9 protein-coding genes and 1 pseudogene are annotated in these 12,399 nt (G+C 35.2%); 4 read left to right on the forward strand and 6 right to left on the reverse strand.

What is annotated here, in order from left to right; genetic code table 11:
• Positions 1–443: 443 nt before the first annotated feature.
• The gene (locus tag MUW73_RS01305; protein WP_243018174.1) at positions 444–722 is read right to left on the reverse strand and encodes a hypothetical protein; all 279 of its coding nucleotides are present in this window, start codon (positions 720–722) and stop codon (positions 444–446) included.
• Between the two features lie 701 nt (positions 723–1,423).
• Between MUW73_RS01305 and MUW73_RS01310 the strand changes: the two genes are divergently transcribed.
• Positions 1,424–3,070, forward strand: a complete 1,647-nt coding sequence (locus MUW73_RS01310; RefSeq protein ID WP_243575180.1) for an AAA family ATPase — start codon at positions 1,424–1,426, stop codon at positions 3,068–3,070.
• A 160-nt stretch (positions 3,071–3,230) separates the two neighbouring features.
• Complete coding sequence (locus MUW73_RS01315) at positions 3,231–3,791, forward strand: ankyrin repeat domain-containing protein (protein ID WP_243018172.1); 561 nt, start codon at positions 3,231–3,233, stop codon at positions 3,789–3,791.
• Positions 3,792–4,458: 667 nt separating this feature from the next.
• Here the strand turns inward: MUW73_RS01315 and MUW73_RS01320 are convergent.
• Positions 4,459–4,881 carry a hypothetical protein gene (locus MUW73_RS01320; RefSeq protein ID WP_243018171.1) on the reverse strand — a complete coding sequence of 141 codons (423 nt, stop codon included), beginning with the start codon at positions 4,879–4,881 and terminating at the stop codon, positions 4,459–4,461.
• Between the two features lie 378 nt (positions 4,882–5,259).
• Complete coding sequence (locus MUW73_RS01325) at positions 5,260–5,457, reverse strand: hypothetical protein (RefSeq protein ID WP_243018170.1); 198 nt, start codon at positions 5,455–5,457, stop codon at positions 5,260–5,262.
• 33 nt (positions 5,458–5,490) lie between these two features.
• On the opposite strand from MUW73_RS01325, the pseudogene MUW73_RS01330 reads away from it, so the two are divergent.
• Positions 5,491–6,045 (forward strand): annotated as a pseudogene (locus tag MUW73_RS01330) (IS4 family transposase); the annotation flags it as partial.
• 125 nt (positions 6,046–6,170) lie between these two features.
• Here MUW73_RS01330 and MUW73_RS01335 read toward each other — a convergent pair.
• The 3 genes from MUW73_RS01335 to MUW73_RS01345 form a co-directional block, all read right to left on the reverse strand.
• The gene (locus tag MUW73_RS01335) at positions 6,171–6,926 is read right to left on the reverse strand and encodes an ABC transporter ATP-binding protein (protein ID WP_243018649.1); all 756 of its coding nucleotides are present in this window, start codon (positions 6,924–6,926) and stop codon (positions 6,171–6,173) included.
• A 15-nt stretch (positions 6,927–6,941) separates the two neighbouring features.
• Entirely contained in the window at positions 6,942–7,685 is a 744-nt protein-coding gene (locus tag MUW73_RS01340; RefSeq protein WP_243018648.1) for an MlaE family ABC transporter permease, read from the reverse strand.
• A gap of 211 nt (positions 7,686–7,896) precedes the next feature.
• Positions 7,897–9,972: a hypothetical protein gene (locus MUW73_RS01345; RefSeq protein WP_243575181.1), complete on the reverse strand. Its 2,076-nt coding sequence runs from the start codon at positions 9,970–9,972 to the stop codon at positions 7,897–7,899.
• 201 nt (positions 9,973–10,173) lie between these two features.
• Here MUW73_RS01345 and uvrB point away from each other — a divergent pair, with 201 nt between their 5' ends.
• A complete protein-coding gene (gene uvrB, locus MUW73_RS01350; RefSeq protein ID WP_243018646.1) occupies positions 10,174–12,186 on the forward strand; it encodes an excinuclease ABC subunit UvrB in 2,013 nt (670 codons plus the stop codon).
• Positions 12,187–12,399 lie beyond the last annotated feature (213 nt).

Raw genomic sequence — 12,399 nt, forward strand, 5'->3', positions numbered from 1 at the left:
TCTGTTTTGCCAGCTTTAAGGGGCGCTTTCCGCAACATATTAAAAGGGCTTGATTTTTTGCTTACTTCTTATCAAGAAAAAAGTAAGATAAAAAAAACTTATAATCAAATAAAAATAATTAAAAATTCCTTAAGTTGACGCCATTGGGTGAACGGAAACCATTTGGCAAAAAACGCCCCTTGTAAAATAGTTGCGACGAGCAATCACGTATTAGCGCTGATTAGCAAAACAGCTTGTTTGAACCCGCTGAGCGGGTGAGTTCTGTTTTTCCAGCTCTAATAGGTGATTGCCGGCACTTTTTACAGAGGGCTTGATTTTTTGCTTACTTTTTTATTAAGAAAAAAGTAGCCAAAAAAGCTTTTTTTACCAAAGTCGGGAACAAGATACTTCCAGAAAGGTGCTCAAGACGTGGCTTCTGTTTATTGATGGTCCGTTTCTTTAGATTACTGATTTCCTATTTTGTGTTTTTTGTTGGAGTGGTCTTTCTCTATTTGGTCAATTTTTCTTTTTCTAGATGGAGCAGCATTTATTTTTTCTTCTAATAAACGAATTATATCTTCCGAGCATGTGTAGTTTTGTGGCCATTTTTTTATTAATTCAACAGCGGTAAATCCATCTTTATCTTTATCGTTTAGTACAATATTAGGAGATTGCAACAAAGATTTAAATAATATTGTTCTAGGACAGATAAAACCATCAAGTAACTTTGCTGCTTCAATCAAGGGAGAGTTTCCTGTTTTATTTTTTTTGTTTATATCGATTCTTCCATTTGCTTAAATAAGACTTTACTTGATTATGTATGCTATTAAAGCTTATTGAGATAGATGGTTTCTGCTTTATACCAGCATATAAAATAAAATAAAATGAAAAATTATTTCTAAATAAATTTTAATATGGCCAAATTTCTTTGTATATGTGATAATATTATTTAGAATATCAGGAGAAGTTCCTAATTCTATTGAGTGGCTATTAATTTCTGATGTTGATTTTGATAATTTTCATGGTGCTATTGATTCAGAAGTTTTATATAAAGAAATGAAGAGCTTGTTAGTTTGTAATCAATGCAAAGCATTGTAGGTATTTTGGGAAGGTTATGATAAAGATCCTACATTATATATTTTAGGCAACCAAAATTAGCATCTAATCTTAAATATTTGATTAGATCTACCTTCCTATTTACTAAATGGCTGAAGCAATACACCTAGCGTTTGGCAGGAGTGGTTTTTAAACGGTAACGATAATATATTCTATTAATGAGCCTGTTTATTTTTAAATCCAGTATTGAGTCTTCTGTGATAAATTTGTAGTATAAATTTTTGTTATGGTTTTATTGTTATTTAGGACCATTTTAGTCTATTTTAGATACATCATCCCTACAGATGCCTTTTAAAAAGAGAAAAAGCAAAAGTTTCAAGAAGATAAAATGATGCGTAAGATAGATGCACTACCTATTGGGTACTCAGATGTTAAATCAGTCATTGAAACAGGCTACTACGTAGATAAAACAAAGTATGCACAAGAGTTAATAGAAAAGAGAAATCCTATTTTCATAGCCCGTCCTAGGAGGTTTGGTAAATCGCTATTTATCGATACATTGGAGACTATATGCAAAGGAGAGAAAGAAGTTTTCAAAGATTATCATATAGGTAAATCGGAAAATCGGTATCAATGGAAAAAATATTCTATACTAAAAATAGATTTTTCAGGCATAAACCATAATCCGAACTGTTTAGAAAACAGCTTAAAAGATGAATTAACCAGAATAGCTCATTCATATAGCGTAACTATTAAAGCAAAAGATATACAAAGTGGATTAAAAAATTTAGTGGAAGAACTTTCCAACCTCAGCAATGGTTATGAATCTAATATTGTAGTCCTTATAGATGAGTATGATGCCCCAATCGTTAACTTAACAAAAGGTTCGGATTTAGAACAGACCAATATTAAGGCTATGAAAGATTTCTTCATGACTCTAAAGTCACTTAACAAGTGTTTTCAATTTACGTTTATAACTGGCGTGAGTAAATTCAGTTTATCAGATGTGTTTTCGGGAGCCAATCATTTAGACGATATTACGATTTCCAAAGATACTAATGCTATTTTTGGTTATACCCAAGAGGAAATACTATCTACTTTTGAAGTCTATTTAGAAAATATTGCTTTAGAATGGAGCAAAAATAATGATAAGAAAATAACTAAAGAAGTAATAATGGAGCACATGGCAATCCATTACAATGGATATAGATTCCATAAGGATGGTATAAGTGTCTATAATCCTTGGTCTACATTAAAGTTTTTAAAAAGTGGTGAACTAGAAAATTACTGGTATGAATCAGGTGACCCAACCATGCTCATCAACCAAATGTTGGCAGATCCTGATAGGTTTGAGCTAGATGCACTACCTATTGATGCCTATAGACATCAGTTAATGTATACGGGTAGTAGAAATGAAATTAGTTTGAAAGCACTGATGTTTCAGACTGGATATTTAACCATAGATAGCTATGAATCATCTACAGGCGTTTATAAGCTCAAGTTTCCTAATAAAGAAGTAGAAAAGGCCTTTACACAAACCATTCAAGATGCTTTAGAAAGGCGTGTGAAAGACTATTTTCTATCCACCCAAGATCAAATAAAAAGTGCTTTACAGGCTAAAGACATTGAGTCTTTTATTATTACCATTAATATAGCCTTTGCTAGTATTCCTTACTACATAACCAGTAAAACAGAAAAAGATTATCATAGCAATCTGCATATGTTACTTTATGGTTTAAACTGTTTAGATGGGATTAATAGTCATGTAGCTAGTGAATCCCCTTCTAGCAAGGGTATGGCTGATATTGTACTAACCATTGGCAGCATCGTTTATATTATAGAAATCAAGTATAAAGCAAATGGTAAAGTAGCTTTACAACAGATTAAAGAAAATCGCTATTATACCTCTTATTTATGGAAAGCCAAAGAGATTATTTTATTGGGTCTTAACTTTGACCAAGAAACCAAGTCTATAGATAGTTGGGCCTCTGAAACAGTGAACAGAGAAGAGTTAAGCAAGCAGATGAATACGTAAAACAAATCTTAACTACTACAATTTTAACAGGATCAAACTAAAACATACAGAACCAAATTATTATTCTTTGCTCGATTAAGTTATTTGAACGTATCAAGCAATTGCATCTAATATGCTTTTATTTTTTTATATTAAAAAATAAATTTTATACCAAATTTTTATGCTATTTCTTTACTATCTGTTGTTAAAATCCTTTATAGATGGATGTAATAAAATGGGTAAATATTATTCAAAAGAGCATGGAGATCCTTCATTTTTGGGATCCAATAGTAGACCAGTCCATCAAGAGAAACTAAGTCAAAACTCTAAACTACTTATTACACCAACCTTGACACCCAAAAATGAAAAAGAGCGTATATCGTTATACCAAGATTTGGACAGGCTATCCGATACGTATCTAGTCAACCGAATGCAAGAGGAAAAAAATAGCGATAAAAGCAATCCCTTCCATGTGGCAGCCTACCATAAAAATGTATCCTTTTTTATTGCGTGCTGTAAAAGATTACTAAAGATTTATCCAGATGAGGTACATAAAACTTTCATGCAAGAAAATGACCTTGCGCAAACCCCACTCGTTACTGCATCCTATATGGGGCATATAGAAATTGTTGCATGCATTACCAAACTTATACCTACATCACCTGCTGACTTAAAAAATGCGCTTTATTGGGCTTCTAAATTTAATAAAAAAAATGTGGTTGAATACTTAGACAATTTTTAAAAAAATCCTTACCCGCGTGGTATGTGTGCTAAATTTTTTTATAGTACACATAATTCAGCAAATCATGAGAAATGCGGTTCAAAAGAGCAATTAAATAAATTAAGATATCAGACCCCTACCATATCTAAACTCTTAAAAAATACAGTACAGGAAAATATAAATTTTAAATCAGACAATCAAATAAATAACAATAAATTTCCCAAAACCCATATAGGAGAAAAACTGTACAGATGTCTACTTTGTCCAAGGTCGTACATACACAAAGGTCGATTAAATGTACATATGAAAAGCCACACAGGAATAAAAAAGTACAAATGTGAAGCTTGTACACAACGATTCTACACAAATAAAGACTTCGATATACATATAAGAAGCCACACAGGATTCAAGCCATACAAATGTCTAGTTTGTCGACAATCGTTTCGTCAACAGGGTAACTTGAAGATACACCAAATAAAGAAGCACAATATGTGTAGATTTTGCAACACAATGTTCTCTGACAAAGAAAAGTTAGATGCACATAAAAGACACTATACCCAAAAAAGAAGCGGTGAAAGCGCAAAAAATTGAGCAAGCATAATTCCTAGAGAGTGCCTAACTATCGTCAACGGTATCATCTTAAGGCAACGCCATTACCTGTAGAAATACTGCACATATTTATATTCATCTAGACAAAGGCTTGCTCAATCATAAACATAGAAGCACTACGAACAAGCCGTTCATCAAAAGCATAAGCACCAAAAGCAAAACCAGCAAAAGTACCTGTAAAAGCACCAACACAAGCAAGAAGAATGGTACTACTACAGTCAGGCGTAAGCGCAGCAGCAATACTAATACCAGTACCAGCACCAACAGTAAACTCAACAAAACCACCAATAACACCACCAACAAAAGGTGCACAAAAAGGGCCAGGGCCAGAATCAGGACCAGACTCAAGGGGCATAACAGGAACTGGAGGATCAGCAATACATCGGGATGTAAGATGACACATATTTGGCTTGGTGCTAGCACTACATCCAGGAAGCATAAATAGCAACAACAGCACTAACTTCATAATTGGATTATGAGGTATTTTTAATAGAAAACGCATAATTTTGCAAAAGAGGGATTTTTTTGTATCTATTCACCACATTTATAGGTAAAAAAAGTAGCTGGTCAACTTCAATGATACGTATTAATTTTCCTGCCATTTTTTATTGATAAGAGAGCGGTAGAAAAATGGAACCCTGTGGAAAAATAAAGGGAAAAGCACGGCCTGAAAAACAGAACTTACGGGCTATAGGGAATCCAAAACAGCCTATTTGCTTATTTCAGCTATAAGCTGCACTTTCTGATCACAAGTTTTTACACAGGGTATTGCTCTTTTTTTATATACTATTATATCTAATAATCAACTAAGTATAATCATTAAGTTGAGACGATTGGCTGAACTGATACCTCTTTAATCCTAAAACTGCCATAGACAGACCTAATCTTGAACAAACTCAGCCGCACACTTTTTCCCTTTATCTATAACAGATTCGGCAGTTTCTACAATTTTATTGAACCATTCTCCCATGATGACACCTTGATCCCCAGCAATTTTATTTAGTATGTCCGGTTCTACTATACAGTCACGTTGACACTTGTCAAAGTATACCTTAAAAATATTTAGGACAAGAGTCATTCCGGAATGACTAGGGGTACCTTCATGATACATCTTCAAAATTTAAAGTTGCATGCTCTCTATGTTATAGAACAATGCCCTGACTCTGGGCAGGAACCTATTAGCTGGATGTTATTGACTAATATAAAAATTAACAATTTCTCAGAAGCAGTAGCAAAAATAGAATGGTATTGCTTGCGGTGGAGAATAGAAGTTTGTCATAAAATTTCAAAATCTGGTCTTAAAGTTGAAACATGTAGACTACAAACAGGAGATAGATTAATCCGGTTTCTTACAATAATGAGTGTAATTGCATGGAGGATATTTTTTATTACATTGATTGCTAGAACAAATCCCAATTTGCCTTGTACTGCTATACTGGCTGATGAAGAATGGAAAATTTTGTATGCCAAAATACATAAGAGAAAAAATTATCCTGCAATCCCACCCACTATAAGAGAAACTGTCAGATGGGTAGCTCAGCTAGGAGGATTTTTAGCACGTAAAAATGATAGAGAACCAGGACCTATGGCATTATGGAAAGGCTGGAAAAGGCTAGTTGATCTTGTGGAAGGATGGCATATTGCCTTGGCAGATAGTTATGGGTAATAGTAAGAGCTGTAAGGGGAGCTTTCCGTAACTTTTTTCATCAGCGCTTGATTTTTGGGCTACTTTTTGCTTGATCAAAAAGTAGCTTTAAAAAATTTATTTTTTACCAGTGTCAGGAAAAGATATTATTTTTTTCCCTTAGCAAGCAGTTCTTTAATCTTCCCAACAAATAAAAAATCTGCTAGCTCTATTAACTTGGTATATAAAATATCCTTCGAGCTGCCTTCCCACATTTTTTTACCTTGGTGTAAGAACATGATAAAATCCCCTAAAGATAAAATAGTATTCATATCGTGGGTTACTACTACTGTAGTCATTTTATACGTGTAGGTTACCTGGGCAATTAATTCATCTATTTTAAGTGCAGTTTGGGGGTCTAGTCCTGAATTAGGTTCATCACAAAATAGGTATTTAGGCTGGTTAACAATAGCCCTAGCTATACCAGCTCGCTTTTTCATACCACCACTTAACTCATTGGGCATTTTTTGGTGTGCATCTGGCAGGCCGACTTGTAAAAGACATTCATCCACACGATCTTTCTTTTCGGCTGGACTCATATTGGTCAGCACATCTAATGGGAAACGAACATTTTCGGCTATATTCTTCGAATCAAATAAAGCACCTCCTTGAAAGAGCATCCCCACTTCTCTCCTTATTTCGGTTTGTAATGGCTTATCGCCATAAACTAGGTTGCGGCCATCAAAAAGAGAAAAACCTTCGTCCGGTACTACTAAACCAAGTAAGCATTTAACTAGAAGGCTTTTGCCAGTACCACTCGCACCAATTACTAAGCTTATTTGCCCAGTCTTAAATAGACCAGTGATCCTATCTAGGACTATCTGTTGATTAAAAGATTTAGAAATATTCTCAAAGGCAATCATACAGCAGAGGCCAGTTTAAATACGATGACCAAGTAAAACATAAACTAGAAATAAGTCTGCTATCAGAATAGCGATACAACTATGGGTAACAGCCTTTGTGCTAGACTTGCCCACATCTAATGATCCTCCCCTTGTCAGAAACCCTTTGTAACAGGCAATGGAAGAGATAATAAAGCCATAGACCAATGATTTATAAAGCGCTACATGGATATCATATGGCTCAAATTCATTTCTTAATCCATTGATATAGGCTTGAGGAGGAATGGAGGTAAGCCATTTACAAGCAAGAAACCCACCATAAATAGAGAGAAACATCGCAATAATAACTAAAAATGGATACATAAAAATGGTGGCAATAATTTTAGGTAAAACCAAATAGTTATTAGCATTTACGCCCATAATCTCCAATGCATCTATCTGCTCAGTGATTCTCATAGAGCCCAGCTCACTAGCTATACTAGAACCTATTTTCCCAGTAAAAACAATACCAATGACCGTTGGAGCCAATTCAGATATGGTCATATTGCGCACAGCAATACCTACAAAATCTTTGGTTATAAATGGACTTTTTAGTTGAGAGGCTAGCTGGATACAGGTAGCCCCCCCCATAAAAATAGAAATAATACAAATAATAAAAAGAGAGTCAACCCCTATTTGCATACACTCTTTAGCAACTCGAGACAAAAACATGCGATATGGAACAGGGTTGCCAAACATGGCACTTAAAAAAAGTGCATATTTCCCTAATGCTTTTATCATAGCTTATAAGCTTATCGTAGAACCCAACTAACTAAGATTGACTAAATAATATTCTAGCTAATATAGATAAAAAACAAATAGTAGTCAATTTATACATATATCTATTTACCAAATGGCCTGAAAATCTATGCTATCCAGGCGCTTAGAAGTACCCTGCTAAAATAGATAAATCTTATGTTGACACCATTATATCAACAAATACCGCCGAAGTCTATGCTATGGTTTCAACCTGTTGTTTGATCAGGTCAATCTCGGTTAACCTTGCTGCTTTAGTAAATAGTTGTGCCGTACCATTACGAGTCACTTGATCCGCTTGCACAGGTTTCAGACCAAATCTACCCGCCATGCCTCCATTTATGGCAGCTAAAAGTTGATAATGCCCCGTATGAATCAGTACGTTGATAACCTCATCTTGGGTGAGGCTTGGACAGCGCATGAGAATGATATAGGCATCCACTAAAAGACTCATCAGACCAGTCCGATCCTTGCCACTTTTACAATTAAACAAAATAGTAGGAATAATCTTATCTTGATTTAATGACCCCATAAAAGCTATAAAAGCAATGTATATGGCGCAAGTAGTGGCATTGGGATTACCGTTTATAAGCGCTTTGGTTTGTTTTAGGTTATGCCAAGTAGCAGATCCTTTAACACGTTTTTCTAATGCTATTAATAGCTCAAAAAAACGTTTATCTTTTGGGTTCTTGATGTGCTTTATTTTTTGATCTCTAGATTCTTTTGAATTTTTATTCAAAAATTTAATTGATTTTCTAAAAAAGGTCTTATCCTTTAGCTCATTTGTAAATGATGCACATAAAATGGGATACTGCTTTTCATAGAAACTGACGATATAACCCACTAACTGGATGTATTTGTCATAAACATTAGACGATGTGCCAATGCCATTTATTGATAAATTCATCAGTCGATCAGCACCTACTATCTCTGTTGTATCCTGTACAATCTTTTTTTCCTGTAGGTTGTCAAAACCTGGTACATTCATGTTATAGTTTAGAGATAGTACTTCTATATTTTTGTCTTTTTGTTGTACCTGATTCCAATTATCTTTAGTAATCTGCCAGTCAGCACGCCTACTGTTTTGATCTTTGTATTGAATAGGCGAAGCCAATGATCCACTATGGTAATAGGTGGCTAATAGTTTCTTTTGATGATTTTTGTCATATTTCCAGAGGCTTTTTTGATACGCATTTCTAAGCCCTGGAATTTTTCGAAGTTGGGTTGGTATATAGTGGTTACCATCTAAAAATTTATTTACATAAGCATTCAAGAACAGTGTTTCCAATGGATCTAAATGGCTATACCAGGTTTGTTTTTTCCTGTTTATATAGTCATTTTTCTGTTGGTCTGTTAGTTTGAATGCCTGTTTATCTTCTAGGGCAAATTTATGGTTTTGTATCGTAAAGATAGTAGTAACATTATAATGGGTATCATCCAATCCAACATAGTTTTCTGCCAATCTTAATTTTTCGTTTATGAGATTCAAAGCTTTATCGTTAAACAATCTTTTTTGTAAGTGTAATACAACTGCTTGATTTATTTTTTTTGTCGTATTGATCCAAAATTCTTCTGTTTGCTCTGAACAATCAGAATAATATTTCATAAATTCATGCGCTTTTTGTTCAAATACGGCACTACCCTGGCCATATAGTCTACAAATCTTTGCTGCCGCACGATATATATTTAGCCCTTGAACCACATAGTCTTCTGGGGTGTATAAGCTGATACTACTATGGCTAATGTTACTTACCACTCGCGTTAATCTATTCCCTTTAACATCCCATATAATATTTCTTCGTGCATCAGCTTCTTGACGCATCTGCTTAATCAAGCGTTCAAAATCGAAAATCAGCTTATTTTTTGATTGATCAGATGGATGTAATCGAGGTTCTATAGCAGGCATTTGCACATGATCATTACTTCCATAATCAGCATTACACGCCACATTAGCTTGCGTATTATCTGCCTTATTAAGCACATAACCAGCTTTAGGAGGCCTATTAAAATCAGGATCAAAATGAAACTTAGCATCAAATTCAGGATACCAATCAGCATCCTTATTAGGCTTATACAGCGCATTTTCTTTTGCCTGATCCGCTAATGGCAACTGCTTATCAGATGCTTCGTAAATTATAGGTATTGGTGCATGTTTAGGATGGTTCTTACACCAGGTCAAGGCTTGCAACCATAGTACCAAAAAAAAGAACTTAGGAGCTTGTTTAGCGTAGGGCATTTTGGCTTTTATAAAGTATAGTATAGAGATAGGCATCTACGGTTTAAATGCTGCTATAAAATTTAACAACTTTATTGATTTTAAAATAAAAATACAAAAATATATAGGCTGGTTTTTATTAATTATATAATTAAATTTGTCTATAATACTTTTCTTTTGTAACATGATCTAGCCAATCCTACCTTTTCTATTTTTTATTTTGATCCTTCCAGCATCATTTTGATTATTTGTTACCTTATGTCATTTAAAATTGTGTCACCTTATGAACCTGCAGGCGATCAGCCAAAAGCGATTCTAGAACTAGTAGAAAATATCAAACGTGGTCTATTTAGCCAAGTGCTTATGGGGGTTACGGGATCTGGTAAAACCTTTACTATAGCCAATACAATTGAGGCGTTAAATAGACCTACACTAGTCATCAGCCATAACAAAACATTAGCGGCACAACTATATAGCGAGTTGCGTGCTTTTTTTCCCCACAACGCGGTTGAATATTTTGTCTCTTATTATGATTACTATCAACCAGAAGTCTATTTACCAGCCAGTGACATTTACATAGAAAAAGAATTGGCTATTAATGATGAATTAGAACGGTTGCGTCTGAGCACCGTTTCTGCTTTATTAAGCGACCGAAGAGATGTGATTGTAGTAGCCTCTGTTTCCTGTATTTATGGGCTTGGTAAACCAGAATCTTTCAAGCAGAATAGCCATTTATTCCGTGTAGGTTGCCAATTATCGCGTAATGATCTGTTGAAGCATTTTGTCGATATGCTCTACAGTCGGGATGATAGTGCATTTACACGAGGCCGTTTTCGCGTAATGGGAGATACGATTGATCTATTTGTGGCTTATGCCAACTATGCCTATCGTTTTGTCTTTTGGGGAGATGAATTGGAAGCCATTTATATCATAGATCCTGCTTCTGGTAGCAAAATAAAAACGCTTCAAGAAGCCTTTATTTTTCCTGCCAATCTCTTTGTGATGATTAAAGATGTATTAGATCATGCCGTCAGACAGATTCAACAAGATCTTGGTATACAGTTAGCTTATTTCAATCAAATTGGTAAGCATGAAGAAGCCAAGCGGCTACAAGAAAGAACAGAACTGGATTTAGAAATGCTGCGAGAACTAGGCTATTGTACCGGTATTGAAAACTACTCACGTTATATAGATGGCAGGTCCGTTGGGGAGCGTCCTTTCTGTTTGCTAGACTATTTCCCTAACGACTACTTAATGGTTATTGACGAAAGCCATGTGACCATTCCTCAATTCAGGGCCATGTCAGGAGGGGATAGAGCTAGAAAAATAAACTTAGTAGAATATGGTTTTAGGCTGCCATCTGCTATGGATAATCGCCCATTAAATTTTGGTGAGTTTGAAGAAATGATCAACCAAGTTATTTTTGTTAGTGCAACTCCTGCTGATTATGAGTTAGAAAGCTCTAGTGGTATCGTTATAGAGCAAATTATACGTCCAACCGGGTTACTCGATCCAGCAGTAGAGATACGTCCTACGCTCCATCAAATGTATGATATTTTAGAAGAGATTCAACAGGTAGTAAAAAAAGAGGAAAGGGTATTAATTACTACCCTTACTAAACGTATGGCAGAAGAACTTACCGATTATTTAGTGCATGCTAACATTCGTTGTAGGTACATTCATTCTGAAGTTAAAACGTTAGATCGTGTTGCCATATTACATGCACTACGTAGTGGTGCGTTTGATGTGCTAGTGGGTGTAAATTTACTAAGAGAAGGGTTAGACCTGCCACAGGTCTCTTTAATGATTATTTTAGATGCCGATAAAGAAGGCTTTTTGCGTAATGCGCGATCGCTTATTCAAACCATAGGCAGGGTAGCACGCCATGCAGAAGGACGTGTGATTATGTATGCAGATAAGATTACTGCCTCCATGGAGCAAGCCATTAGTGAGACACAGCGTAGACGTGATTTACAAATGGCTTATAATCAGCAAAATCATATTACCCCTATTTCTGTACACCCCAAACACACCAGTACAGATTTGGCCGATGAAAGGGGCCATTCTTTTCGTAAAATAGCTGATGATGATAGGGTAGGGGGTAGGGTTGCGGCTGATAGTGATCTGTCTTATGGTCATCAAGAAACGATTGAACAGCGTATTAAACTATTGGAAGATCAAATGTACCAAGCTGCAGAAGCACTCCAATTTTTGGAAGCAGACCGGCTCAAAGAAACTATAGAAGGTCTAAGGCAACAGAGTAATTCGTAGTATTTGCTCAGGACCATAGAATCCGCCTCTCGGGCTTCCCTCTCAACGGTTTGTCTATTTCAGCTGTAAAGGGCGTTTGCCCATCAGAACTATTTTAGAAGGTTTCCGTTCACGCAATGGCGTCAGCTTAAGGAATTTTTAATTATTTTTATTTGATTATAAGTTTTTTTATTTTACTTTTTTCTTGATAAAGAAGTAACAACAAAAATTCAT

It is taken from the genome of Candidatus Cardinium sp. cByotN1 (assembly GCF_022810525.1).
In the GTDB taxonomy this organism is placed as follows: Bacteria; Bacteroidota; Bacteroidia; order Cytophagales; family Amoebophilaceae; genus Cardinium.

Bases quoted from the DNA above. Each gene is read 5' to 3' on its own strand.
- MUW73_RS01310 (WP_243575180.1), top strand. From the start codon at position 1,424: ATGATGCGTAAGATAGATGCACTACCTATTGGGTACTCAGATGTTAAA.
- MUW73_RS01315 (WP_243018172.1), top strand. From the start codon at position 3,231: ATGCTATTTCTTTACTATCTGTTGTTAAAATCCTTTATAGATGGATGT.
- MUW73_RS01320 (WP_243018171.1), bottom strand. From the start codon at position 4,881: ATGCGTTTTCTATTAAAAATACCTCATAATCCAATTATGAAGTTAGTG.
- MUW73_RS01325 (WP_243018170.1), bottom strand. From the start codon at position 5,457: ATGACTCTTGTCCTAAATATTTTTAAGGTATACTTTGACAAGTGTCAA.
- MUW73_RS01335 (WP_243018649.1), bottom strand. From the start codon at position 6,926: ATGATTGCCTTTGAGAATATTTCTAAATCTTTTAATCAACAGATAGTC.
- MUW73_RS01340 (WP_243018648.1), bottom strand. From the start codon at position 7,685: ATGATAAAAGCATTAGGGAAATATGCACTTTTTTTAAGTGCCATGTTT.
- MUW73_RS01345 (WP_243575181.1), bottom strand. From the start codon at position 9,972: ATGCCTATCTCTATACTATACTTTATAAAAGCCAAAATGCCCTACGCT.
- uvrB (WP_243018646.1), top strand. From the start codon at position 10,174: ATGTCATTTAAAATTGTGTCACCTTATGAACCTGCAGGCGATCAGCCA.